Raw genomic sequence first — 24,175 nt, 5'->3', positions numbered from 1 at the left:
ATGAACGGCCCGCAAGCGCATTGGCTCGGGGATGGCAAGCGGCTGCACCTCAATCACGGGCCGATCGACCTGATCGTCGAGGCCTTTGGGACGCCAGGCGAATGCCGGCGAGCTTATGAGCAGGCCGTGGCGCGATTCCAGACCATCCTGCCGGAACTGGTGGAGGAATTGCCCGAGTTGCGCCGGCCGGCCACGTTGCGCCCCCGCGCCTTCGCCGGCTCGACGGCGCGGCGCATGGAAGCGGCAGTTACCCCATTGGCGGACGACTTCATCACGCCGATGGCAGCCGTCGCCGGTTCGGTAGCCGACGAAATACTTGCCGCACTGATTGCCGGGCGAAAACTCGATCGCGCCTATGCCAACAACGGTGGCGACAGCGCGCTTCATCTCGGTGCCGGCCAATCGATCACTCTTGCCATTGCCGGCACCGGCCATGGCCTTGCCGACCGCATCGTCATCAGCGCCGAGGACGGCGTGCAAGGCGTTGCCACCAGTGGCTGGCGCGGGCGCTCGTTTTCGCTCGGCATCGCCGACGCCGTCACCGTGCTGGCGAGGACCGGCGCAGAGGCCGATGCCGCGGCGACGCTGATCGCCAATGCCGTCGACTTGGCCAACCATCCCGCTATTCGGCGTGTGCCCGCGCATGATCTGGCGCCGGACAACGACCTTGGCGACAGACTGGTGACGCAGGAGGTCGGGCCGCTTTCTGCCGAAGAGATTGCCACGGCGCTGGACAGCGGACTTGCCGTCGCCGAAGATTTCCGCCGCAGGGGGCTGATCGCCGCGTCGGCGCTGTTCCTCGCCGGCAAGACCCGCATCGAGGGCTCCATGGCGCTTGCCGCGCCCGACAAAAGTCCAGGGAAGGAAGTTGCCCATGCCTGAGTTTCCGCTCCGCAAGATCGTGGTGCTGACCGAAGAGATCTTTCATGAGGGCGGGCCGGCGCCCAAGGTGCCGCGCCGCCGTGCCGCCGCCATGGCGCTCGTGAAGAACCCGTTCGCCGGGCGCTATGTCGAGGAATTGCAGAGCGCCATGGACGATCTGAAGCCGCTTGGCCTCCTGCTCGCCGACCGGCTGATCGCGGCATTGGGTGGCGACGTGAAGCAGATCGACGGCTATGGCAAAGGCGCCATCGTCGGCACATCGGGCGAGCTCGAGCATGGCGCGCTTTGGCATGTGCCGGGCGGCTACGCCATGCGCGAGCGGCTCGGCGACGCCAAGGCGATCGTGCCGTCGGCCAAGAAGGTCGGCGCCTTCGGCTCGCGGCTGGATGTGCCTCTCGGCCACATCAACGCCGCCTATGTGCGCAGCCATTTCGATGCGATGGAAGTCGGCGTCAGCGACGGACCGCGTCCCGACGAGATCCTGTTCTGCCTCGCCATGACCTGCGGTCCGCGCGTGCACAATCGCATGGGCGGCCTGGCCGCCGACGACATCAAGGCATGGGACGGGCTGCGGTGAGCGGCGAAGACAATCTGCTGAAGCTGGTCGAGGTCGAGGAGGCGGACGATCAGGACTACCACCTGCAGGAGCAGGTCGGCTTCATCCTGCGCAAGGCGCATCAGCGCCACGTCTCGATCTTCGCTGCCCATATCGGCGACCTGACGCCACCGCAATTCGCGGCATTGGCCAAGCTGCGCGATGTCGGCGAGACTTCGCAGAACCAGCTCGGCACGCTGATCGCCATGGATGCGGCGACGGTGAAGGGCGTGATCGACCGGCTGAAGGCGCGCGGCCTTGTCGAGCTTTCCAAGCACGAGGGCGACAAGAGGCGGCTGCTGGTCAATTTGACCGCCGAAGGGCGCGAGGCGATCGAACGCCTGATCCCGCTGGCGCGCGAGATTACCGAGGAAACCTTGGCACCGCTCACGGCCAGGGAGATCGCCACCTTCATGAGGCTGCTGGCGAAATTGGCGTAGGGGCCGACGACGAGGTCCTTTCCTCTCCCTCCGGAGGGGAACCACCTGGCCACCGCCGACGACGGATATTGAGAGGGGACCAGGGCGCAAGAATCTTCCTGCACCGCGCCAAGGGTCGACCCCACTCCGTCGAGCTTCGCTCGACACCTCTCCCCCGATCGACGGGGGAGAGGAAGGCGCTAAGCTGTCCTGGGACGAAGAACCTGGACCTTGGGCCGGCGCTTATCTCCGGCGAAATCTCAGAGGCCGTTGTCCTTCAGCACCTGGGCGGCGTTTTCCTTGGTGATCTTCTGCGTCGGCAAGGTGATGGTCTTTTCGACCTTCTCGCCATTGAGGAACTTGATCGCCTGCCGAAGGCCCTCGGCGCCCGGGGTGACATAGGTGAAGGTCGCCGTCAGCTCGCCCTTGTTCACCATCTGCACGCCTTCGTTGGGCAGGCCGTCGATGCCGATGAACTTGATGTCCTTCTCGCGGCCGACATCCTTGGCGGCAAGATAGGCGCCATAGGCCATCGGGTCGTTGTGGCCGTAGACGAGATCGATCTTCTCGTTGCTCTTCAGCGCGTTGGCCATCAGATTATAGGCCTGGTCCTGCTTCCAGTCGCCCGACTGCTGGTCGAGCAGGTACTTGATGCCCGGCTCCTTGTCGGTGAACTCATGGAAGCCGTCATGGCGGTCATGCGCCGGCTGGGTGCCCATGCCGCCCCAGATCTCGACGACATTGCCCGATGCCTTGCCCTTGCCGCCGAGCAGCTCGACGGCATATTCGCCGGCCGCGCGGCCGATCAGCTTGTTGTCGCCGCCGACGAACTGGGTGTAGTCCTTGGTGTCGACATTGCGGTCGAGCACGAAGACCGGGATCTTGGCGTCGATCGCCTGCTGCACGACGCCGGTCAGGCCGGCCGATTCCTTCGGCGACACCAAGAGCGCATCGACCTCCTGGCGGATCAGGTTCTCGACATCGGCAACCTGCTTCTCGGTCTTGTCCTCGCCGTCGGTGATGATCAGCTCGACCTCGGGGTGCTTGGCGGCCTCGGCCAGTATGTCCTTGTTGAACTGCGCGCGCCAAGGCTCGATGGTCGTCACCTGCGAGAAGCCGATCTTCCACTTCTTGTCCTGGGCCATGGCGTGGCCGGTGGAGAGCAGCGCGGTGGTGGTCAGCAATGCCGCGCCAAGGGCGGCAAGCTTCAGCGTGTCACGTCGTTTCATTTCTTGTTTCCTCCGAGATTGAGAGACCGGGTCTCTTGCGACGGCCGTTTTGCCGCGGCCGTTTCCTTGTGCGCCGCTCCGGGCAGGCGCAGATAGGCTAGGAGATCACCGGCATTGCGCTCCTGCACGAGCACTGTGCCGATGATGATCATCCCCTTCAGCACCAGCTGAAGGTTCGAATTGATGTTGTGGAGCTGCAATATGTTGGACAGCAGCCCGAAGATCAGCACGCCGCAGAATGTCCCCGTGAGGCTGCCGCGCCCACCCATCAGGCTGGTGCCGCCGATGACCACGGCGGCGATGGCGTCGAGCTCCAGGCCGGCGCCGGCATCGGGCTTGCCTTGCCGGTACTGCGCGACATAGAGCACCGCGGCAATGCCGGCGAGCAGGCCCGAAACGGCGTAGGTGACGATCTTGACCCGGCCGGCGGCGATGCCGGAAAGCCTGGCCGCCTCCTCATTGCCGCCGATGGCGTAGACATAGCGGCCGAACGGCGTGAAGCGCAGCACCGCGCCATAGATCAGGATGGCGCCGAGGAAGAACAGGCCGGGCATCGGAATGACGCCGAACACCATCGAGCGCAGCAGCTCGAAATCCTCGGTGGCGTTCGAGCCGGTATAGACCGGCAGCACAGCATTGTTCTGGCCGGCGGTCAGCCGGGCGATGCCCAACGCCGTCACCATCATCGCCAGGGTGACGATGAAGGGCTGCAGCCGCCCGGCAACGATGATGAAGCCGTTGAGCGCACCGAACAGCAGGCCCACGCATGGCGCGACCAGCAGCACGCCGAGGACGCCGAATTTGGGCTCGACCTGCGGCAGCAGGTACCACAGGGAAAGACAGCACAGGACCACGCCGACGATTGCCGGCGTGACCAGGCCGCGGGCGCGGTCCAGCCTTGCGTCGCGCGAGGCATCGGCGCCGGCGCGCGACTTTTCGATATTGAGGAAGATGAAGCGGGTGACGATGAAGCCGAGACAGAGCGCCACCACGGCGACGGTGGGCACGCCAAGCACCACTCCCGGCGTCACGCCCGGAACCGTCAGCAGCATGGCGCAGACCACCGAACAGATGGCCATCAGCGAACCGACGGAAAGATCGATGCCGCCGGTGATGATCACCGCCGTCATGCCGGTGGCGATCAGGCCGGTGGTCGACACCTGGCGCAGCACGTCGAGCAGATTGCCGTAGGACAGGAAGATGTTGTTGCCCTTGGAGCTGACCGGCGAGCCCAGCACGCCGATCAGGAAAATGGCGATCAGGCCCCAGTAGAGCTTGGTGCGGGACAGGAGTTTCAAGGCGGTCATGCGGCAGGTCTCGAAATCGTGCGGCGCGGCGCGGCGAGACGCATGATGGCCTCCTCGCTCGCCGCATCGCGGGAAAGGATGCCGGTCTGGCGGCCATCGGCCATCACCAGAATGCGGTCGGAGAGGTGCAGCAGTTCCGGCAATTCGGAGCTGATGACGGCAATGGCCAGCCCGTCGCGCGCAAGCTTGAAGATGAGATCGTAGATCTCGCGCTTGGCGCCGACGTCGATGCCGCGCGTCGGCTCGTCGAGAAGAAGCACGCGCGGCCGTGTCGCCAGCCATTTGCCGATGACGACCTTCTGCTGGTTGCCGCCCGACAGCGTGCCGGCTGGCTGGTCGATGTCCTCGCAGCGTATGCCGAGCGCCCGGACCGCGTGGCGCGCCAGCTCCTGTTCGCCGGCCAGCGAACGGATGCCGAAACGCGCCAGCGATCCGACCAGCGGCAATGCGACGTTGTCTGTAATGGAAGCCTGGAGATGCAGGCCTTGGGTCTTGCGGTCCTCGGTCACCAGCGCAATGCCGAGGCGCCTGGCATCGCGCGGCGAGCGGATCTCGACCGGCGCGCCGTCGAGCCGGATCTCGCCGCCGGTGCGGCCATCGCTCGAGCCGAAGATCGCCTCCAGGATTTCGGTGCGCCCTGAACCCAGCAGCCCGCCAATGCCAAGGATCTCGCCTTCGGCGAGTTCGAGGCTGACTCCGTCGATCACGGTGCGCCAGCCATGGGCGTCGGGTTTCGTCAGCGACAGGTTCTCGACGGAAAGCACGATTTCGCCGCCGGAACGGCGCTCCTCTTCCGAGGAGGCCAGCAGGTCTCGCCCGACCATTGCCGAAATGATGGCGTTCTCGTCGAGCTCGCCCATCGGCCGCGTCAGCACGTGGCGTCCGTCGCGAAACACAGTGACCCTGCCCGCCAGGTGCATGACCTCGTCGATGCGGTGCGAGATGTAGACGATGGCGACGCCGCTGTCGGCAAGCTGGCGGATGATGCGGAACAGCCTCTGGCATTCGGCTGGAGAAAGCGCCGAGGTCGGCTCGTCCATGATCAGGATGCGCGCCGACATCGACAGCGCCTTGGCGATCTCGACCAGTTGCTGTTCGCCGACGCGCAAGGTGCCGACACGGGCTTCCGGGTCGAGCTCGATGCCCAGCCGCTGCAGAAGGGCGCTGGCGGCGCGGCTGCTCGCCTTGCGGTCGACGATCAGCCCGGCGATCAGCTTCTCGCGTCCGAGAAAGATGTTGTCGGCGACGCTGAGTTCGGGAACCAGATTGAGCTCCTGGTGGATGATGGCAATGCCGGCGGCCTCGGCGTCGCGCACGCCGGCAAAATTCGCGGCTACGCCGTCGACGCGAACCGTGCCGTCGTAGCCGGTGTAGACACCGGAAAGGATTTTCATCAGCGTCGACTTGCCGGCGCCGTTCTCGCCCATCAAGGCGTGGACTTCGCCGCGCCGCAGCTCGAAACCGACGTCGACCAAGGCGGCAATGCCGCCGAAGCTCTTGGATACGTGCTCAGCGCTTAGGACGACATCCGAACGATCCGCCGCAACATCCCGACGCGCGATGGAATTTCCGTGCTCCATGACAAAGGCGGCCTCCCTTCCGTCGTCGTCTGACCCTCATGAACGCTATTCTAAACGTTTCGATCCTGTCAAGCTTCTATCTGGTGACGTGAGATTGGCTCATTTCAATTCTTGCGAAAAACCGCGATATTCCGTAGGTATGATGCATAGAGAGGCGGCGAAACGTTTCGAAAATGGCAGGGCCAAGCAAGACAAGGCAGCGAAAATCGACGGCGCCGACCATGCTTCACGTGGCCGAAGCGGCGCGCGTGTCGGTCGCCACGGTTTCGGCGCTGATCAACGGCACGGCGACCGTCAGTCCGGAGCTCAGCCAGCGCATCGAGCAGGCGATCCGCGATATCGGCTACAAGCGCAATGCGATCGCCCGCAGCCTGAAAATGGGCACCACGCGCACCATCGGATTGACTGTCCCGCACATCACCAATCCGTTCTTCACCGATGTCGTGTCAGTCATCCAGCAGGCCTTCGACCGCGCCGGCTATGCGGTCATGCTGTGCTGCACGGACGAGGACCTCAACACCCAGGACGACCAGATCAGGCTGCTGCTCGACCGTATGGTCGACGGGCTGATCGTGGCGCGCGTCGGCGATGGGACGATCCTCAAGCGCATCGTCGACGACGCCAACGTGCCGGTCGTCCTGCTTGACCGCATCTGCGACGGTGTCGACACGGATGCCGTGGTGCTCGACAACCAGCGCGCCGTGTTCGACGCCATCACCTACCTGATACATCTCGGGCACCGGCGCATCGGCTACATCACCGGAACGTCGGATATCTCACCGATGCATGATCGCATGGCCGGATATCGCGAAGCGCTTCAGGCAGCCGGCCTGCCGGTCGCCGAGGAGCTGGTACGTTCCGGCAATTTTCACGAGATCGACGGCTATAACGCGGCCATGCAGCTGTTGTCGCTGCACGACAGGCCGAGCGCGATCTTCTCCGCCAACAATCCGATGGTGATCGGCACCATGAAGGCGATCCGCGATATCGGCCTGTCCTGCCCGGAAGATGTTTCGATCGCCTGTTTCGACGATTTTCCGTGGTCGGACGTGTTTGTCCCGCAACTGACCACGGTGGCACAGCCGGTGCAGGCGATCGGCGAACAGGCGGCCAATTTGCTGCTCGACCGCCTTGCCGGAAATCGCGACGCGCCGCCGCGCAAGCTGGTGCTCAAGGGCCGGTTGATGATCCGCAATTCATGCCGACCGCTGGGAGCGGTGGCGCAGAGCGTGAGTGCGTAGAGCGGTTCAGTGGTTGAATCGCTATCGGCAAGCGCCGAGCTGGAAATCTCACGCCGCTTGCGACAGCGATTTGTGGGCGTCGGCCAGGATTTCGAAGGACCTCACCCGAGCCGCATGATCGAATATCTGCGCGGTGACCATCAATTCGTCGGCGCCGGTGCGGCGAACGAAGGCGTCGATGCCTTGCCGCACCGTTTCCGGCGAGCCGACGACGGCGCAGGACAGCGCTTGGCCGAGCATGGACTTGGCCATCGGATCGAGATCGCGGTCATAGTTCTCGACCGGTGGCGGCAATTTTCCGGGGCGGCCGGTGCGCAGATTGACGAAAGCCTGCTGCAGCGAGGTGAACAGCAGTCGTGCCTCAGTGTCGGTGGGCGCCGCAAAGACGTTGAGGCCGAGCATGACATAGGGCTTGTCGAGCTGTTCCGACGGCTGGAAGCGGGAGCGGTAGATGTCCAGCGCATGGTCTAGCTCGGCCGGCGCGAAATGCGAAGCGAAGGCGTAGGGCAGGCCGAGCATGGCGGCAAGCTGGGCGCCATACAGGCTGGAGCCGAGGATCCAGACCGGCACGGTCTGGCCTTCACCCGGCACGGCGCGCAGCCGCTGGCCCTCTTCCGCCGGCAGGAAATAGCCCATCAGCTCGACGACGTCCTGCGGAAAATTGTCGGCACCGGCCTCGAGATTGCGGCGCAAGGCGCGCGCCGTGTTCATGTCCGTGCCGGGCGCCCTGCCGAGGCCGAGATCGATGCGGCCGGGGAACAAGGCGGCCAGCGTGCCGAACTGCTCGGCGATGACCAGCGGCGAGTGATTGGGCAACATGATGCCGCCGGCGCCGACGCGAATGGTCTTGGTGCCGCCCGCGACATGGGCAATGACGACCGAGGTGGCGGCACTTGCGATGCCCGGCATGTTATGATGCTCGGCCAGCCAATAGCGCTTGTAGCCCAGCCGCTCGGCATGGCGGGCAAGATCGAGCGAATTGGCCAGCGACTGCGAGGCATCGCTGCCTTCGACGATCGGCGACAGGTCGAGGACGGAAAGGGCTGCCATGTCAGGTCTCCACGAGGTTTATCTCAAGCACCCTGCCTCGAAGGCCGTGCGGTCGGGAATGAGGATGCCAAGCCGCCCCCGAGCGCATCGGCAAATCCGCTGGCCGCGGCTATGCGTTTCTGCTCGGCGGGGCTGCCGCGATGATGGACAGGAAATGCAAGCCCGGATCTGTCGACGCCAAATGTTGGCGACGCGCCCAGCCGCGCATCGCGCAAGCCGGCATGGCCGATGCGAGCGAAACAGTCGTCGAGGTCGAAGGAAGCATCGCTCATGGGAAGGGCACCGGCCATTGGACCGGCCGGATATAGGCATTCGAGCCAGGCGCCGCAAACCAGACGCGCGGCTTTATGCCGGAGCCTTACCTTCCTCGGTGGCCTCATCTTCCACCGCCGAGAGATGTTGTGCCGCCAGGAAGTTGCCGACATGGCTCAGACCATCGAAGTGATCGCAGAACACCTTGATGAGGACCAGCAGCGGCACCGCCATCAGCGCGCCGACAAAGCCCCATAGCCATGACCAGAAGGCAATGGCGATGAAGATCGCCACGGCGTTGATCTCGAGCCGCCGGCCGACAACCATCGGCGTTACGAATTGGCCTTCGACGATGTCGCACAAAAGCAGGAAGGCAGGCGCCAACAACGCATAGGAGATCGTGTCGAAGCTGATCAGCGCGATGATCGTGACCACGATGAGCGTGATCATGGCGCCGACATAGGGCAGGAAATTAAGCAGAGCGGCCGTGGCGCCCCAGACGAGCGGGTTGGGCATACCGAGTGCCCACAGACCAAGGCCAATGATCGTGCCGAGGCCGATATTGATGATGGTGACGGTGAGCAGATAGTGCGAGATTTCCCGTTCCACGTCGTAAACGACCCGCAGCGCCCGCTTCTTCTCGGTGAGGCTGGCGAAGGACTGGATGATCTTTTCATAGAACATCGTGCCTGAAGCAAGCAGGAACAGCGACAGCACGAAGATGATGGTCAGGCTTGTTCCCGCCGAAAGAATGTTCGAGGCCGCCGACGACAGGAAGCCAGACTGGGCTACCGCGACTTTCTGTATGCCCGGCTCCTGCGACGTCTCGGTGAGGCCTTCGATCTGATGTGTAACCTCCATCATCCTCTCGAGCGGAGGTCGCAAATGCGCCAGCCGCTCGGTCAGCCGCTGGCCGATCGACGAAGTGTTGTTGATGAGATCGATCACCGGGCCGCTCAGCAGGTAGCCGGCGCTGGCGAAGAGGCAGAGGGACAGAAGCACCAGAAGCGTCGCCGAAATCACCTCGGGTATGCCGCGCTTGCGCAGAAGCCTGACGATCGGCGTCAGCGTCAATGCCAGCAGAAAGGCCAGTATGACCGGCATGAAGAAGGCACGGGCGAAATAGAGCGCGTAGATGGCCATGAAGATGAAGATGCCGACGAGCAGCGAGCGTATCAGATGCGTGTCGGCGCGGGCGGCGATGCGCGCCTCTTCTGCTTCGGAAACGCCCGCGACCGAAGCGGTGGGGTCAGCTTTCATCACGGTCCCTCGGCGGCGCACCGCAATTGGCGCAACCGCTGAGAAAACGCCCCTGCCGGTCCAAGGTTCCGTGAGCCGGCGTTGACGGCGAGCCCACGAGGCCCGCCGTCGCGGTTATTGTTCCCGCGCAATTTTTCGCGGAAGTGCAACACTACGCGGCAGGCGCCGGGGCCGGGACGGCGTCAGCCGTTTCCTTGCGCACGATCGGCGCCACCCTGGTGCCGTAGAGTTCAATCGCCTTCATGACCTTGGCATGCGGCATGATGCCGATCGCCATCTGCAGCAAAAAGCGGTCATTGCCGAAGATCTTGTGCTGGGCGACGATCTTCTCGGCCACCTGCTCGGGATTGCCGACGAACAAGGCGCCGCCCGGGCCGCGTGACTGGTCGAAATGCGCCCGCGAGGTCTGACCCCAGCCGCGCTCGCGGCCGATGCGGTTCATCACCTCGGCCTGTGGGCCATAGAAATCGTCGGCCGCCTTCTCGGTCGTGTCGGCGATGAAGCCGTGGACGTTGATGCTGGTGGCAAGACCCTTCGGATCGACGCCCGCGCGCCTGGCGGCCTCGCGATAGAGGTCAAACAGCGGCGCGAACCGCGCCGGCTCGCCGCCGATGATGGCGAGCGCCAGCGGCAGGCCGAGCGCGCCCGCGCGGGCGGCGGACTGCGGCGTGCCGCCGATGGCGATCCAGATCGGCAGTTTTTCCTGCAAGGGGCGCGGGTAGACGCCGCGATCGTTGATCGGCGCGCGCAGATTGCCCGACCAGGTGATCTTCACCTGATCGCGAATGGCGAGCAGCAGGTCGAGCTTTTCGGCGAACAGCTCGTCATAATCCTCAAGATTGTAGCCGAACAGCGGAAAGGACTCGATGAACGAGCCGCGCCCGGCCATGATTTCGGCCCGGCCGCCGGAAAGAAGGTCGAGCGTGGCGAATTGCTGGAAGACGCGGACCGGATCGTCCGAGGACAGGACAGTGACGGCGCTGGTCAGTTTTATGCGTTTGGTGTGCTCGGCCGCCGCGGCCAGAGCCACGACAGGCGCGGACGCGGCATAGTCCGGCCGGTGATGCTCGCCGAGGCCGAAAACGTCAAGGCCGACCTGATCGGCCAGTTCGATCTCCTCGATCAGGTTGCGCAGCCGCTCGTGCGGGCCGATTGCGCCGGGGCCCGGCTGCGGGCTGACGTCGGCGAAAGTGTAGAGACCGAGTTCCATCTGGTGTCATCCTGGCGTTTGATTTTCGCGCTAGAGGTAGCGATCAGCCCGTATCACCACCAGAGGGTCTGACTGCGAACAGTGCGTGTCCGTTTCGGCCGCGAAGGCGTCTCCCGGCTGCAACAGCACGGAATTTCATGGCTGGCATACCGTTTTGGCGCTTGAACTCCCGGTTTTCGCGCGTATGTAAGCGTCGCGAATTGACTTCAGGGAAGTGGACTTGGCTATCTACAGGGAAAAAGACATTTTCGAGCGGCGCAACGCCGCGAACGAGGCAAAGAAGGCGCTTCTGGAGCGCTTCAAGTCGAAGCCGGCGGCGGACGATCCCGCGGTGCTGGCGCGACAGGCCGAACGCAAGGCTATCCTTGCGGCGCGTGAGATACGCGAGGCCGAGAAGGCGAGGCTGAAGCAGGAAAGGCTGGCACGCGAGGCAATCGAGAAGGCCGAGCGCGAGGCCGCAGCCGAAGCCGCACGGGTCGCGGCCGAAGAGGCGGCGCAGGCGGAAGCCAGGATTCGGGAAGCCGAAGAGGCCGAGCGCATCGCGCGTCTGCTGGCCGACGAGGCCGAGCGCAAGGCGAAGCGCGACGCGCGCTATGCGGCGCGCAAGGCGCGCACCGGCAGGACACCGCCAGGCTTTACCGGCCGCTAGCCTCAGACCGCCGGAGCAACCTGCTTCGAGGATCAGGGTCGCTGCGAAGCGGCCCTGCATGCGTTTGTCCGCGCGCCAATTCGTGCGATTGCCGACGCCGTTCGTGATGCGACTTTCGCAAAATTGCTCTGTTTGCTTCGACGCAATTTCGGATGGAAAACCGCTTCGCTTCCTGGATTGCTTTATGCCGCGAATTTCAGCCCCATAATGCCGCAGACGATGAGCGCGATGCAGGCGAGCCTGATGACGGTCGCCGGCTCGCCGAGCAGCCAGATACCGAGCAGCGCCGTGCCGACCGTGCCGATGCCGGTCCACACCGCATAGGCGGTGCCGACGGGCAGCGCTTTCAGCGCCAGTCCAAGCAGCGTGAGGCTGACGATCATCGAGGCGACCGTGAGCACGGTCGGGACGAGGCGGGTGAATCCGTCGGTATATTTGAGGCCGATTGCCCAGCCGATCTCGAACAGGCCGGCGAAAAACAGAAAAATCCATGACATGGGGAACGCTCCATCCAAGCATCGCACCGACGTCCGTTCAGGACGATGCAATGCGCGATCGACCGAGCACCGCGGCAGCCGATGCCCTGTCAGACAGTGGGCGGGTCGTCCCGACCGGATTTCAGGAGATGTGGGGTCGTCCCCGCACCAGATATAGGGTGTCTTAACGCCCGATCAACAAACTGCCGGCGGTGTTCCGAACGCCGCCGGCGAACTCCATCCGAGGCACGCGACTATTTTTCCTTGAGCCTCGTTGCCTTGACCGGCGGCGCCTTGAGCGTGGGAGCAGCGGCCGGCTTCTTGGCGTCCTTCTTCGGCTTGCGGGCCTCCTTGCCTGCCTTCATCGCACCTTTTGCCATGATTCGTTCCTCCAGTTGCGGGAAGTGAAGTGAAACAAGAGAAATGCCTGTAGGCAAGGGCCGTTCGCGGTCACGGCCGCGAAAACCGGCAACCTGTTTCGGCGGCCTTATGAATCCGAACCGGCGCGCAGCGACTTGAACGGACGGGGTGTTGGTGCGTCGCGATGGCCGCGGAATTTCGGCGGGCCCGCAGCATGATCTCAAGGAAATCGGCTCCCACTTTTCCTGCAATTACTCTAGACTTCGCGTGTCGGACAGGACGACAGGGAAGCAATGGCGGGGCATGGCGGCTCTCGAACGGTCATTTACGCGGCGCTCGCCGGTAATCTCGCGATCGCGCTGACCAAATTCGTCGCAGCCTTCTTCACCGGCAGTTCGGCGATGTTTTCGGAAGGCGTGCATTCGCTGGTCGATACCGGCAATGGCAGCCTGCTGCTTTATGGCATGCATCGCGCCGCACGCCCGGCCACCCGCGCGCATCCGCTCGGCCATGGCCGCGAGCTCTACTTCTGGAGCTTCATCGTGGCGCTTCTCGTCTTCGCGCTCGGCGCCGGCGTGTCGTTCTACGAAGGCGTGACGCACATCATTGCGCCCGAACCGGCCGCCAATGTCAGGGTCAATTACATCGTGCTCGGCCTGTCGTTTCTGTTCGAGGGCAGCTCATGGCTGGTGGCGCTGAGGGAATTCCGCCGGCAGAAGGGCCAGCAGGGCTGGCTGCAGGCCGTGCAATCGAGCAAGGATCCAAGCGTCTACACAGTGCTGTTCGAGGACAGTGCCGCGCTTCTCGGCCTGATCGTCGCCTTTGCCGGCATATTGGCGGCGGAGATTTTCGAGATGCCGGAACTGGACGGCGCCGCCTCGATCGGCATTGCGCTGATCCTGGGTGCGACCGCGGCCTTCCTGGCGCGCGAGAGCAAGGGGCTGCTCATCGGCGAGCCTGCTTCGCCTGCGGTGCAGAAAGAAGTGCTGGCGATCGCGCAGCAGGATCCGGCGGTGCAGCGGGCGAACGGCGTCCTGACGGTCCACCTGGGGCCGGAAGAAATCGTTGCCGGCCTGAGCATCGAATTCGAGGACCATCTGTCCGCGCCGGAAATCGAAGCCTGCGTCGAGCGCCTCGAAGCGCGGCTAAGGAAGGAAATGCCCGAGATCACCCGGCTGTTCGTCAAGCCGCAGACGACAGGCACCTGGGAACAGCGGCGCAAGCTGATCGAATCGGCATCCGAGTAGAGTTTTGAGCAGGTCTCGAAACACATTCCACTCCTCGGGATTATGTCTTGGACCAGCGTCGCGTCGTTGCCTTGCGACGCTGCGCCGCTAAAATCAGCCGATCGAGTTTTGGAGGACTGATTATGAAGATCGACGGCGGCTGTCATTGTGGTGCCATCACCTATGAGGCGGAGGTCGAACCGGAAAAGACCTCGATCTGCCATTGTACCGATTGCCAACAGTTGACCGGTACGGCCTTTCGCGTCACCGTTCCGGCGCCTGAAGATCACTACCGGATCACAAAGGGTACACCGAAGGTCTACATCAAGACCGTGGCAAGCGGCGCCAAGCGCGTCCAGGCCTTTTGCGCCGACTGCGGTTCGCACCTTTACGCCACGTCGGTCGGAGATGGCCCAAAGGTCTACGGCATTCGAGTGGGAACCGCGCGGCAACGCCAGGATTTGATTCCGACACTGCAAAAATGGCACCGCTCGGCGCTTCACTGGCTACCTGAATTTCACGGCATGACCACAGTGGAGGAGCAGTAGCGCCGTCCGGTGCGGCGCCTCATTCGTCGCCTTCGACGACCCTCAGCCTGAGCTGGCCGGTCTTTGAATCGGCAACGCGTGGGGAATCGACAACGCGCGGGCCGGGTTCCGGCTTCGCAGGGGCTGGTGACGCCATGTCAGGGTCGGCATCGCCTCCGGGCTGCGCCCCAAACTCCAGAGCTTCGATCTTCTGGCCGCGTTTGGTCACCTTCGACGTCGAGACGAGGATGTCGTCTATATCCTTGGCCGATTGGGCAAAATGGCCCTGCAATTTGCGCACCCGCTCGTCGACGCGCGAAACATCCTCCATCAGCCGGATCACCTCGCCCTGGATCAGGTGTGCCTGCTCGCGCATACGGGCATCCTTCAGGATCGCCTGGATGACCTGGATCGACAGCATCAGGAGCGACGGCGAGACGATGACGACGCGGGCGCGGTGCGCCTTCTGCACCACCGCCTCGAAATTTTCGTGGATCTCGGCAAACACCGATTCCGACGGCACGAACATGAAGGCGGTATCCTGCGTCTCGCCCTGGATCAGATATTTATCCGCGATATCGCGGACATGCACCTCGATGTCGCGGCGGAAGGCCTGCGACGCGACCTTCTGCTGTTCGGCGCCTTCGGCGGCGCGGATGGCGTTCCAGGCTTCCAGCGGAAACTTGGCGTCGACGGCAAGCGCCGGCGCGCCGTTGGGCATCTTCACCAGGCAATCGGGACGGCTGCCGTTGGACAAGGTCGCCTGGAACTCGTAGGCGCCGTGCGGCAGACCGTCGGCGACGATCGCTTCCATGCGCGACTGGCCGAAGGCGCCGCGCGTCTGCTTGTTGGAGAGGATCGCCTGCAATTGCACGACCTGGCCGGCGAGCGACTGGATGTTGCCTTGCGCGGTGTCGATGACGGCCAGCCGCTCCTGCAATTTGGCCAGGCTCTCATGAGTGGATTTGGTTTGCTCGGTCATGGTCTGGCCGAGGCGGCCGGTCATGGCATCGAGGCGCTGGCCGATCGATTGCGTCAGTTCCGCCTGCCGCGCGCCGAAGACTTCCGCGATGGCGCCCATGCGGCCCTGCATCTCGGCTTGGCTTTGCAATATGCCGGCCATCCGCGCCTCGGCGTCGCGGGCATGGTCGGCGGCTTCGGCAGCGGCCACGGCGCGCGCCTTGGCCGAGCGCCACAGCGCGACGACAAGCGCCACGAACAGGCCAAGAAACACAAAGGCCCCGAACGCCAGCGCATGGCCGAGCGTGATCGTGGTCGCGCCAAGCCGGGCGACAGGTTCCGAAAGGATGGATGTCAGGTCGTTCATGCACACAGCATAGACGATTCGGCCGGCCAGCACAGATCAAAACGTGAACGATCCCCCGGCGTACCGGTTGACGCCCTTTATTCAAGGTCTTAGGTGAGACGCCATGCCGATCAAGCCGCTCATCATCCTTCCCGACCCCATCCTGCGCCAGGTTTCCAAGCCGGTGGAGCGCGTCGACGCGCCCTTGCGCAAACTGGCCGACGACATGCTGGCGACCATGTATGACGCGCCCGGCATCGGGCTGGCCGCGATCCAGATCGGCGAGCCGCTGCGCATGCTGGTGATCGACCTCGCCAAGGAGGACGAGACGCCGGCGCCGCATGTCTTCATCAATCCCGAAATCCTGGAAAGCGCCGACCAGCGCTCCGTCTACGAGGAAGGTTGCCTGTCGATTCCCGACTATTATGCCGAGGTCGAACGCCCGGCTTCCGTGCGGGTCAAGTATCTCGACCGCGATGGCAAGCTGCAGGAAATGGAGGCCGAGGGGCTGATGGCAACCTGCCTGCAGCATGAGATCGACCATCTCAACGGCGTGCTGTTCATCGACCACATTTCGAAGCTGAAGCGCGACATGGTGGTGAAGAAGTTCAAGAAGCTGGCCAAGGACAAGGCTCCGGGCAAGCTGGTGGGATAGGGGACAATGCCCCTTCGCGTCATTTTCATGGGGACGCCGGAGTTTTCGGTGCCGACATTGCGCGCGATTGCCGATGCCGGACATGAGGTCGCGGCCGTCTACACCCAGCCGCCGCGAGCCGCCGGCCGGCGCGGCCTTGAGCTGACACTGTCGCCGGTACAGCGCGAGGCGGAACGGCTGGGCATCGAGACGCGCACGCCGACGTCGCTCAAGGGCGGGGCCGAACAGGCAGCTTTTCGCGCGCTGCAAGCCGATATCGGCGTGGTCGTGGCTTATGGCCTGCTTTTGCCCAGGGCGGTTCTTGAGGCGCCGCAACTGGGCTGCATCAACGGCCATGCCTCGCTGTTGCCGCGGTGGCGCGGTGCGGCGCCCATCCAGCGGGCGATCATGGCGGGAGACAGCGAAACCGGCATGATGGTCATGCGCATGGAAGAAGGCCTCGACACCGGCCCGGTGGGGCTGGTTGAAAAATGCGTCATCGAACCCGATATGACCGCCGGCGATCTGCATGATCGATTGATGAGCGTCAGCGCCGCACTGATCGTGGAAGCGCTGGCGCGGCTGGAAAGGAATGGCCTGGCCTTCACCGCCCAAGCGATTGAGGGGGTGACCTATGCCAAAAAGATCGGTAAATCCGAGACGCACGTGGATTGGACGCGACCCGCGGCCGAAGTCCACAATAACATTCGCGGCCTGTCGCCCTTCCCCGGCGCCTGGTGCGAGGTTGAAATTGGTGGCCGGGTGGAACGGCTGAAACTGCTTCGCTCGACGCTTGCGCAAGGTGTGGGCGAACCGGGAGGAATTCTCGACGACCGCCTGACGATCGCCTGCGGAGCGGGCGCGATCCGGCTGGTCGAAGTTCAACGGGCGGGCGGAAGGCCCGCCGCCGCGCAAGAATTCCTGCGCGGGACCAAGATCGAAAAAGGAATGAAATTGTCATGAGCATGATGTCGATACGCGCGGCGACGCCGCGGGATCGCGAGGCCATCCGCCTCGTCGAGGAACACGCTTTCGGCCAGCAGGCGGAGGCCGGGCTGGTTGACGCGCTGGTTTCCGGCGGCGACGCCGTTGTCGAACTGGTGGCGGAAGAAGACGGGCAAGTGGTTGGCCACATCCTGTTTTCGCGGCTTTTCGCCCGCACCGGCGGCAAGGATTTCCCGGCGGTGGCACTGGCGCCGCTGGCGGTGGAGCCCTCCTTTCACGGCACCGGCATTGGCGGCGCGCTGATCCGCGAGGCTCACATTCGCCTGCGCGACGCCGGCGAGATGCTGGCCGTGGTGCTGGGCGACCCCACCTACTACGGCCGTTTCGGCTACAGCCACGCGCGCGCCGAAGGATTCGAGAGCGAATACCAGGGCGAGGCGCTGCAGGCGCTGGCCTGGGGCGACGCTCCCGAAACCGGCCGGCTGGTCTACGCCTCAGCCTTCACCGCACTCGCCGCCTAGGCGTATAGCCGCCCGGCATGCCGCGTTTTCGCCTCGACATCGAATATGACGGCAGCCTGTTTGCCGGCTGGCAGCACCAGGCGGACCAGCCTTCGGTGCAGCAGGCGATCGAGCAGGCGATCGAAAAATTCTGCGGCCAACAGGTCCGCTTGCGCGCTGCCGGCCGTACCGATGCGGGCGTGCATGCGACGGCCCAGGTGGCGCATGTCGACCTGGCCAAGGCCTGGCCGGACGACAAGGTGCGCGACGCCGTCAACGCGCATCTGCAGGCCGCCGGCAACCGCATCGCGATCTTGAAAGCAACGACCGTCGTCGACGGCTTCGATGCCCGCTTCTCGGCCATCGGCCGTCACTACCTCTACCGCATCCTCAACCGGCGCGCGCCCTCGGCGCTGGAAAAGGGCAAGGTATGGTGGGTGCCGAAGCAGCTCGACGCCACTGCCATGCACGAAGCCGCCAAAGTGCTGCTTGGACGGCACGATTTCACCACCTTCCGTTCCACGCAATGCCAGGCCGAGAGCCCGGTGCGCACGCTCGACCGTCTTGACGTCAGCCGTTCGGGCGACATGATCGAAGTCAGAGCCTCGGCGCGTTCCTTCCTGCACAACCAGGTGCGCTCGATGGTCGGCTCGCTCAAGCGCGTCGGCGAAGGCGCATGGACGGCCGGCGATCTCAAGGCGGCGCTCGAGGCGCACGACCGCGCCGCCTGCGGCCAGGTGGCGCCGCCCGACGGGCTTTTTCTGGTCGGCGTCGATTATCCCGGATAGAGTCTCGAAAGGCTCTGAGCTCCGGTGTCCGGAACCGTGATGCCAAGCAGCGCCTGCAGCCCGAACAGCACGATCAGCGAAGCGATGAACATGCCAACGAAGACAGCGGTCCCGATTGCGGCCCCCCTGCCGATGGTCGCGTTGGTCATGCGCCAGGTCAGCACCATCGACAGCGCGAACAACAGCAGCGACACAAGGCTGGAGATCTGGCTTGCCGAGGTCAGGAAAAGCCTGATCAGCGCGGACGGCAGCATCAGCCAGGCGGTGATGGCCGAAGCCCAGTTCGAGGCCACCACATAGTGGACGAAGCGGCCGCCGATGCCGGCGCGCGGCGCGACCAGAGCGAGTGCGACCAGAGGCAGCACCCAGGAACCGATATCGACTGTCGCCAGCCGCAACAGCATGCTGAAGCGGCCCGCGAAGGCATCGGGATCGCCGATCTCGTTGGCGATGCCGACCCAGCCGACGATCAATGCCGGCGCCGCGACGACGATGGCGAAAAAGGAATTCCAGAAACCATCGGCAGACAGGTCGAGCAGACGCAGGCCATCGGCCCTGCCGAGCATCAGTCGCCAGGCGCCGGTCAGCGAAACTTGGGTCTCGTCCGCCGAAAGCATGCTGCTCAGTCCTGTCCGAACCAGTCTTCGATGAAGCGCTGATAGATTTGCGTCAGCGTCTCGAGATCGGCAAGGGCAACGCGCTCGTCGACCATGTGCATGGTCTTGCCGACCAGGCCGAATTCGACCACCGGGCAATAGTCCTTGATGAAGCGCGCATCCGAGGTGCCGCCGGAGGTGGATAGCGCCGGTTCTCTGCCTACCACCGCCTTGACCGAGCCGCTCAACGTCTCGATCAGCCTGTCGTCGCGGGTCAGGAAGACATGGCTCGGCCGGTCGCGCCAGACGAGTTCGTAGTCGACCGGCATCTCCTTGCCGGGCCGATATTTCCTGCGGCCCGCCGCCTGGTCGAGACGGTTGTGGATTTCGGCCTGTATGGTCTCGGCGGTCCAGCTGTCATTGAAGCGGATGTTGAAGGTGGCGGTTGCCTTGGCTGGAATGACGTTGGTGGCCGGGTTGCCTACGTCGATGGATGTCACCTCCAGATTGGTCGGCTGGAAATCCTTCGTGCCCTCATCGAAGACGGGATGCAGCAAAGCATCGACCAGGCTCATCAGCCCGCGTACCGGATTGTCGGCAAGCAAGGGATAAGCGACATGGCCCTGGCGGCCATTGACGATGACGTCGCCCGACAGCGAGCCGCGCCGGCCGATTTTTATCATGTCGCCGAGCGCAGCCGGGTTGGTCGGCTCGCCGACGATCGATGCATCCCATTTCTCGCCCCTGGAAGCCGCCCATTCGAGCAGCTTCGTGGTACCGTTGATGGCCGGGCCTTCCTCGTCGCCGGTGATCAGCAGCGAGACCGAGCCCTTCGGGCCGCCATTCGTCTCGACATGGCGCGCTATCGCGGCGATGAAACAGGCGATGCCGCCCTTCATGTCGACCGCACCCCGGCCATACATCTCGCCATTGGCGATCTCGGCGCCGAAGGGCGGATGCGTCCAGGCGGCTTCGTCGCCGACCGGCACCACGTCGGTGTGTCCGGCGAACATCAGATGCGGGCCATTGCCTGAGCGCCTGGCATAAAGGTTTTCGATATCGGGCGTGCCGTCTTCCGAAAAAATCGGGCGATCGACGAGGAAGCCGAGCGGTTCCAGCATCGTCTGCAACGCGGTCAGCGCACCGCCTTCGGCCGGCGTCACGGAGGCGCAACGGATGAGGGCGGCGAGGTTTGCGGCGGGATCGGTCGGCAGCGTCATGGCAAAAGCGATAGTCGAAAGCTGAAGGCCTGTCACGGCCAGACGTAGGGGCCAGTCCTATGACCGGCGATACCGCCGACATTATGGTTTTCATGTCGTATAGTCGTGGGCCCGGTGCGGAGCGACTGGATGGCAAACGGGGACAAGAGAATCGTCATTGCCGGCGCCGGCAGCATCGGCTGCTATGCCGGCGGCTGCCTGGCGCTCGCCGGGCGCCAGGTGATTCTGCTTGCCCGGCCGCGCATCGAGGCGGCTCTGCGGCAAGGCGGATTGCGGGTCAGCGACCTTGAGGGCCGCGACCGGGGCCTCGAGCGGCAAGCGCTTGCCGTCACCACAGATCCAGCCGCCGCCTTGCCGCAGGCGGACGTGATCCTGGTCACCGTCAAGAGCGGCGCGACGCGGGAGATGGCTGCGCTCATCGCCGCACATGCCCCGCCGGACGCCGTGGTGGTGAGCCTGCAGAACGGCATCGACAATGCCGACAGGCTGCGCGCCGGTGTCGACGGGCGAACAGTGCTGGCGGGCATGGTGCCGTTCAATGTCGTGCAATCGGCCGACGGCGAATTGCCGCTTCGTGTCCACCGCGCCAGCGACGGCAAGGTCATGATCGAGGACAGCGATGCCGGTCTGATCAGCCTTCTCGGCGTCGAAGGGTTCCGGGTTGAAGTCCATGCCGACATGAAAGCCGTGCTGTGGGGCAAGCTTTTGATGAATTTGAACAATGCGCTGGTGGCGCTTTCGGGCCTGCCGCTGGCGAGCGAGCTTGCCGACCGGCGCTGGCGGCTGATCCTGGCAAGACAGATCGACGAGGCGCTCCAGGCCATGAAGGCGTCGGGCATCGAGCCGGCGCGGATCGCCGGCTTGCGGCCGGCGCTGTTGCCGATAGTGCTCCGCCTCCCCGATTGGCTATTCAGGCTGCTGGCGCGGCGGATGCTGGCCATCGACCCGGAGGCGCGTTCCTCCATGTGGGACGATCTGCAGCGCGGCCGGCCGACGGAGATCGGCGATTTGCAAGGCGCCGTTCTTCGCCTGGCGCAAGAAGCGGGCACGCCGGCGCCGACGGTCCGACGAATCATCGCCCTGGTGCGTGAAGCGGAAGCGGCCGGCCGCGGATCGCCCGGTTTCGGCGCGGATCAGGTCGCCGCGCCTGAAGCGCGTCGCGTCTGAATGAATTCAGGCGACGCGGATCAGGCCTTCATTTTCATGCATACCGTCAGTAGCGCATCGCGATGATGGGCGCTCAGGGTTCGGCCGGTGCATTGGTGCGCTTGCCATAGCGGTTGGGTCCGGGCTTGCCCGGAAACAGGCAAAGCACGACGAAGGCGACGATCGAGACGACCGGCACGAACAGGATCAACGCCGCGATGCCGGGCTTGTCGAGGTCGTGCAGCCGCTTCACCGCCAGTGCGATGTTCGACCACAGCGAGGCGACGAAGGCGATGAAGAAGACGAACGACCACATGTTGCTCTCGGGCGAGCCTTCCGGCACCAGCGTGAAACGATAGAGCGGGAAGGCCTGGATGATGGCCACGAGCAGCCCACCAAGAAAATAGGCCGCGCGGCTGACGCGGCCCGATGTCTTGAAGAAAAGCCAAGTAAGGTTGGATCTGTCAGGCAAGCGGGTCCCGTCCATATTGATTGACACCCTGGGCGCCTTCGAGAACGCTGAGACCGATCAGCGTCCACCAGCCCGACTTGTCGCGGTCGTGCCAGCGTTTTCCATAGAGAGCAATCGCGAAATAGATCGACGCCAGCGCGACGAGCATGCCGATGATGCCGATCCTGCCGCCGCCTGCGGTCGTGAAGCGCGTGCCGAGAATCGCATCGAGAATGAAGGCAACAATACCGATGACGATGAATATATCGATGCCGGCCCAGAACTTGGCGTGATCGATGCGGCCGTCGAAGCTCGTCAGCAGACATCTCCAGTCCATGCCACCCTCCATGTTGAACCGGCGCGACCGATCGTCGCGCCGGCGGAAGGTGCGCCCGCTTTCCAAAAAGATCAATCGCGCAGCAATTCGTTGATCGAGGTCTTGGACCGGGTCCTGGCATCGACCCGCTTGACGATGACCGCGCAATAGAGGCTTGGGCCCGGCTCATTGTTCGGAAACGGCTTGCCCGGCAGCGAACCGGCTACGACGACGGAATTCGGCGGCACTTCGCCGTAGAAGATCTCGCCGGTGGCGCGGTCGACGATCTTGGTCGACTGGCCAATGAAGACGCCCATGCCGAGCACAGAGCCCTCGCGCACGATGCAGCCTTCGACCACTTCCGAGCGCGCGCCGATGAAGCAATTGTCCTCGATGATGGTGGGACCGGCCTGCATCGGCTCCAGCACGCCGCCGATGCCGACGCCGCCCGACAGGTGCACATTCTTGCCGATCTGGGCGCAGGAGCCCACCGAAGCCCAGGTATCGACCATGGTGCCCGAATCGACATAGGCGCCGACATTGACGAAGGACGGCATCAGCACGGCGCCCGGCGCGACATAGGCCGAGCGGCGCACGATCGACGATGGCACGGCGCGGAAACCGGCCTTCTCGAAATCGACGGCGCTCCAGCCGTCGAACTTCGACGGCACCTTGTCCCACCACACGGCCTGGCCGGGACCGCCCTTGATGATCTCCATCGGGTTCAGCCGGAAGGACAAAAGGACGGCTTTCTTCAGCCATTGGTTGACATGCCACTGGCCATCGGCCTGGCGCTCGGCAACGCGGGCGGTGCCGCGGTCGAGCAGATCGAGCGCCGACTGGATGGCGTCGCGTGTCTCGCCTCTGGTCGCCGTCGAAATCGCGTCACGTTCCTCGAAGGCCTTGTCGATGGTCTTTTCGAGGCTCGCCAGATCCGGCTTCGACATGAATTCGCTCCATTACCAGGCTGTTAAGGGGCTGAGCCTTAACCTGTTTTGAAAATCGCGCGGACCCTATGTGAAGGCAGAGTAGGGGTCAATCGCGACTGCGCCATGGGACGGCGCAAGTGAATGAAATGGACGGACCTGACATCATGACACCCATGGAAAAGGCGGGCTGGACGCCACTGCCGCATTCGGACGAGGATCTGGAGCGGGCCAGGAGCGTGCCGGACACGCCGCAGACGCGCGCCGAGACCTACCGCCTGGCGTGGAACGATCCCGACTTCATGACGCGGCGCGAATTGCGCGCGGTCAGGCTGCAGCTCGAACTCCTGAAGCCGGAGATGATCCTGGCCGAGCGCGGTATCCGCTCGACCGTGGTCCTGTTCGGGGGCGCGCGGCTGCCGGAACCCGGCGGCGAGGCCTGGGCGGCCAAAAACGAGACGCAGAAGAAGAACCTTGAGGAAAACAGCAAATATTACGAGGAAGCGCGCAAATTCGCCCGCCTCTGCTCGCAGCAATCGGCCGGTTCATACTACCGCGAATATGTCGTGGTGACCGGCGGCGGGCCCGGCGTGATGGAAGCGGGCAATCGCGGCGCCGACGATGTCGGCGCGCCCTCTATCGGCCTTAACATCGTTCTGCCGCACGAGCAGGCGCCCAATGCCTACGTGACGCCGGAACTCTGTTTCAACTTCCACTATTTCGCCATCCGCAAGATGCATTTCGTCATGCGCGCGAAGGCCGTCGCGGTGTTTCCCGGCGGCTTCGGCACGATGGACGAATTCTTCGAGACGCTGACGCTGATCCAGACCGGGCGCATGGAGCGCGTGCCGGTGATCCTGTTCGGCAAATCCTTCTGGAAACGGGCGATCGATCTCGACTTCCTCGCCGAGCAAGGCACGATCAGTCCCGGCGACCAGGACATCATCGATTTCGTCGACACCGCCGACGAGGCCTGGGGCATCGTCAGCCGGTTCTATAAGTTAGGGGAGTAAGGGAGTAGGGCAGTAAGGCAGTATATCTAGAATCAAGGGCTGAGAGCGCCCCTCATCTTCCTACTGCCCTA

The 24,175-nt window shown here is 64.2% G+C and carries 28 protein-coding genes; 13 read left to right on the top strand and 15 right to left on the bottom strand.

Annotation, left to right across the window (positions count from 1 at the left end; all coding sequences use genetic code 11):
- From LB541_RS11790 to LB541_RS11780, 3 genes are read left to right on the top strand one after another with little or no spacing between them, the layout of a single operon-like run.
- Positions 1 to 882 (top strand): UPF0280 family protein, encoded by an 882-nt coding sequence (locus LB541_RS11790; RefSeq protein WP_140662413.1) that lies wholly within the window; start codon positions 1 to 3, stop codon positions 880 to 882.
- On the top strand, positions 875 to 1,459 hold the full coding sequence (locus LB541_RS11785; RefSeq protein ID WP_140662415.1) for an amino acid synthesis family protein: 585 nt from the start codon (positions 875 to 877) through the stop codon (positions 1,457 to 1,459). The genes LB541_RS11790 and LB541_RS11785 overlap by 8 nt, the downstream gene beginning before the upstream one ends.
- Positions 1,456 to 1,917, top strand: coding sequence for a MarR family winged helix-turn-helix transcriptional regulator (locus LB541_RS11780; RefSeq protein ID WP_140628830.1), 462 nt, complete (start codon positions 1,456 to 1,458; stop codon positions 1,915 to 1,917). Before LB541_RS11785 ends, LB541_RS11780 begins: the two co-directional genes overlap by 4 nt.
- A 239-nt stretch (positions 1,918 to 2,156) precedes the next feature.
- On the opposite strand, the gene LB541_RS11775 is transcribed toward LB541_RS11780, so the two are convergent.
- Genes LB541_RS11775 through LB541_RS11765 form a run of 3 tightly spaced genes read right to left on the bottom strand, consistent with a single transcriptional unit; the run spans position 2,157 to position 6,012 of the window.
- Positions 2,157 to 3,125 (bottom strand): substrate-binding domain-containing protein, encoded by a 969-nt coding sequence (locus LB541_RS11775; RefSeq protein WP_140491405.1) that lies wholly within the window; start codon positions 3,123 to 3,125, stop codon positions 2,157 to 2,159.
- Complete coding sequence (locus LB541_RS11770) at positions 3,122 to 4,432, bottom strand: ABC transporter permease (protein ID WP_140554626.1); 1,311 nt, start codon at positions 4,430 to 4,432, stop codon at positions 3,122 to 3,124. The genes LB541_RS11775 and LB541_RS11770 overlap by 4 nt, the downstream gene beginning before the upstream one ends.
- Positions 4,429 to 6,012 (bottom strand): sugar ABC transporter ATP-binding protein, encoded by a 1,584-nt coding sequence (locus tag LB541_RS11765; RefSeq protein WP_140655302.1) that lies wholly within the window; start codon positions 6,010 to 6,012, stop codon positions 4,429 to 4,431. Before LB541_RS11765 ends, LB541_RS11770 begins: the two co-directional genes overlap by 4 nt.
- 221 nt (positions 6,013 to 6,233) lie before the next feature.
- Here LB541_RS11765 and LB541_RS11760 point away from each other — a divergent pair, with 221 nt between their 5' ends.
- Positions 6,234 to 7,253, top strand: a complete 1,020-nt coding sequence (locus LB541_RS11760; RefSeq protein WP_140491411.1) for a LacI family DNA-binding transcriptional regulator — start codon at positions 6,234 to 6,236, stop codon at positions 7,251 to 7,253.
- 48 nt (positions 7,254 to 7,301) lie between these two features.
- On the opposite strand, the gene LB541_RS11755 is transcribed toward LB541_RS11760, so the two are convergent.
- The 4 genes from LB541_RS11755 to LB541_RS11740 all read right to left on the bottom strand — a co-directional run bounded on the left by LB541_RS11755 (position 7,302) and on the right by LB541_RS11740 (position 11,025).
- Positions 7,302 to 8,303, bottom strand: coding sequence for an LLM class flavin-dependent oxidoreductase (locus LB541_RS11755; protein WP_140524214.1), 1,002 nt, complete (start codon positions 8,301 to 8,303; stop codon positions 7,302 to 7,304).
- Between the two features lie 23 nt (positions 8,304 to 8,326).
- On the bottom strand, positions 8,327 to 8,575 hold the full coding sequence (locus tag LB541_RS11750; RefSeq protein WP_224618469.1) for a hypothetical protein: 249 nt from the start codon (positions 8,573 to 8,575) through the stop codon (positions 8,327 to 8,329).
- Positions 8,576 to 8,648: 73 nt separating this feature from the next.
- On the bottom strand, positions 8,649 to 9,815 hold the full coding sequence (locus LB541_RS11745; protein WP_140491417.1) for an AI-2E family transporter: 1,167 nt from the start codon (positions 9,813 to 9,815) through the stop codon (positions 8,649 to 8,651).
- A gap of 151 nt (positions 9,816 to 9,966) precedes the next feature.
- Positions 9,967 to 11,025: an LLM class flavin-dependent oxidoreductase gene (locus LB541_RS11740; RefSeq protein WP_224618466.1), complete on the bottom strand. Its 1,059-nt coding sequence runs from the start codon at positions 11,023 to 11,025 to the stop codon at positions 9,967 to 9,969.
- 220 nt (positions 11,026 to 11,245) lie between these two features.
- Here LB541_RS11740 and LB541_RS11735 point away from each other — a divergent pair, with 220 nt between their 5' ends.
- Positions 11,246 to 11,674, top strand: coding sequence for a DUF6481 family protein (locus LB541_RS11735; RefSeq protein WP_140491421.1), 429 nt, complete (start codon positions 11,246 to 11,248; stop codon positions 11,672 to 11,674).
- A 182-nt stretch (positions 11,675 to 11,856) separates the two neighbouring features.
- On the opposite strand, the gene sugE is transcribed toward LB541_RS11735, so the two are convergent.
- Together sugE and LB541_RS28515 are read right to left on the bottom strand one after the other, a co-directional pair.
- A complete protein-coding gene (gene sugE, locus LB541_RS11730) occupies positions 11,857 to 12,171 on the bottom strand; it encodes a quaternary ammonium compound efflux SMR transporter SugE (RefSeq protein ID WP_140491423.1) in 315 nt (104 codons plus the stop codon).
- Between the two features lie 233 nt (positions 12,172 to 12,404).
- A complete protein-coding gene (locus LB541_RS28515) occupies positions 12,405 to 12,530 on the bottom strand; it encodes a hypothetical protein (RefSeq protein ID WP_140491427.1) in 126 nt (41 codons plus the stop codon).
- Positions 12,531 to 12,803: 273 nt separating this feature from the next.
- Here LB541_RS28515 and LB541_RS11725 point away from each other — a divergent pair, with 273 nt between their 5' ends.
- Both LB541_RS11725 and LB541_RS11720 read left to right on the top strand, forming a co-directional pair.
- Complete coding sequence (locus LB541_RS11725; RefSeq protein WP_140524219.1) at positions 12,804 to 13,757, top strand: cation diffusion facilitator family transporter; 954 nt, start codon at positions 12,804 to 12,806, stop codon at positions 13,755 to 13,757.
- 122 nt (positions 13,758 to 13,879) lie between these two features.
- Complete coding sequence (locus LB541_RS11720; protein ID WP_140491431.1) at positions 13,880 to 14,284, top strand: GFA family protein; 405 nt, start codon at positions 13,880 to 13,882, stop codon at positions 14,282 to 14,284.
- Positions 14,285 to 14,303: 19 nt separating this feature from the next.
- Here LB541_RS11720 and LB541_RS11715 read toward each other — a convergent pair whose 3' ends face one another.
- Entirely contained in the window at positions 14,304 to 15,590 is a 1,287-nt protein-coding gene (locus LB541_RS11715; protein ID WP_140491433.1) for a DNA recombination protein RmuC, read from the bottom strand.
- A 103-nt stretch (positions 15,591 to 15,693) separates the two neighbouring features.
- On the opposite strand from LB541_RS11715, the gene def reads away from it, so the two are divergent.
- The 4 genes from def to truA are packed head-to-tail and all read left to right on the top strand — an operon-like array spanning position 15,694 to position 18,436.
- Positions 15,694 to 16,224, top strand: a complete 531-nt coding sequence (gene def, locus LB541_RS11710; protein WP_056573548.1) for a peptide deformylase — start codon at positions 15,694 to 15,696, stop codon at positions 16,222 to 16,224.
- A gap of 6 nt (positions 16,225 to 16,230) precedes the next feature.
- Entirely contained in the window at positions 16,231 to 17,166 is a 936-nt protein-coding gene (fmt, locus tag LB541_RS11705; protein WP_140559062.1) for a methionyl-tRNA formyltransferase, read from the top strand.
- A complete protein-coding gene (locus LB541_RS11700; RefSeq protein WP_140514323.1) occupies positions 17,163 to 17,669 on the top strand; it encodes a GNAT family N-acetyltransferase in 507 nt (168 codons plus the stop codon). The genes fmt and LB541_RS11700 overlap by 4 nt, the downstream gene beginning before the upstream one ends.
- A gap of 17 nt (positions 17,670 to 17,686) precedes the next feature.
- Positions 17,687 to 18,436, top strand: coding sequence for a tRNA pseudouridine(38-40) synthase TruA (truA, locus tag LB541_RS11695; protein ID WP_140559063.1), 750 nt, complete (start codon positions 17,687 to 17,689; stop codon positions 18,434 to 18,436).
- On the opposite strand, the gene LB541_RS11690 is transcribed toward truA, so the two are convergent.
- Both LB541_RS11690 and dapE read right to left on the bottom strand, forming a co-directional pair.
- Positions 18,424 to 19,053 (bottom strand): transporter, encoded by a 630-nt coding sequence (locus tag LB541_RS11690; RefSeq protein ID WP_140559064.1) that lies wholly within the window; start codon positions 19,051 to 19,053, stop codon positions 18,424 to 18,426. The genes truA and LB541_RS11690 overlap by 13 nt on opposite strands.
- A gap of 5 nt (positions 19,054 to 19,058) precedes the next feature.
- On the bottom strand, positions 19,059 to 20,252 hold the full coding sequence (gene dapE / locus LB541_RS11685; protein WP_140559065.1) for a succinyl-diaminopimelate desuccinylase: 1,194 nt from the start codon (positions 20,250 to 20,252) through the stop codon (positions 19,059 to 19,061).
- Between the two features lie 129 nt (positions 20,253 to 20,381).
- On the opposite strand from dapE, the gene LB541_RS11680 reads away from it, so the two are divergent.
- Positions 20,382 to 21,419: a 2-dehydropantoate 2-reductase gene (locus tag LB541_RS11680; RefSeq protein ID WP_140655286.1), complete on the top strand. Its 1,038-nt coding sequence runs from the start codon at positions 20,382 to 20,384 to the stop codon at positions 21,417 to 21,419.
- A gap of 73 nt (positions 21,420 to 21,492) precedes the next feature.
- On the opposite strand, the gene LB541_RS11675 is transcribed toward LB541_RS11680, so the two are convergent.
- The 3 genes from LB541_RS11675 to dapD form a co-directional block, all read right to left on the bottom strand.
- A complete protein-coding gene (locus LB541_RS11675; protein ID WP_224519055.1) occupies positions 21,493 to 21,870 on the bottom strand; it encodes a DUF805 domain-containing protein in 378 nt (125 codons plus the stop codon).
- Positions 21,863 to 22,186, bottom strand: coding sequence for a DUF805 domain-containing protein (locus tag LB541_RS11670; protein ID WP_140559068.1), 324 nt, complete (start codon positions 22,184 to 22,186; stop codon positions 21,863 to 21,865). Before LB541_RS11670 ends, LB541_RS11675 begins: the two co-directional genes overlap by 8 nt.
- Positions 22,187 to 22,257: 71 nt before the next feature.
- Positions 22,258 to 23,112 (bottom strand): 2,3,4,5-tetrahydropyridine-2,6-dicarboxylate N-succinyltransferase, encoded by an 855-nt coding sequence (gene dapD / locus LB541_RS11665; protein ID WP_140491451.1) that lies wholly within the window; start codon positions 23,110 to 23,112, stop codon positions 22,258 to 22,260.
- Between the two features lie 146 nt (positions 23,113 to 23,258).
- Between dapD and LB541_RS11660 the strand changes: the two genes are divergently transcribed.
- Positions 23,259 to 24,104, top strand: coding sequence for an LOG family protein (locus LB541_RS11660; protein WP_224618463.1), 846 nt, complete (start codon positions 23,259 to 23,261; stop codon positions 24,102 to 24,104).
- The last annotated feature ends 71 nt before the right edge of the window (positions 24,105 to 24,175 follow it).

The sequence above is a fragment of the Mesorhizobium sp. BR1-1-15 genome (assembly GCF_020165475.1).
Taxonomy (GTDB): domain Bacteria; phylum Pseudomonadota; class Alphaproteobacteria; order Rhizobiales; family Rhizobiaceae; genus Mesorhizobium.
Note: the sequence above shows the minus strand (reverse complement) of the source record. Positions and strands in the feature narration are given on the sequence as shown.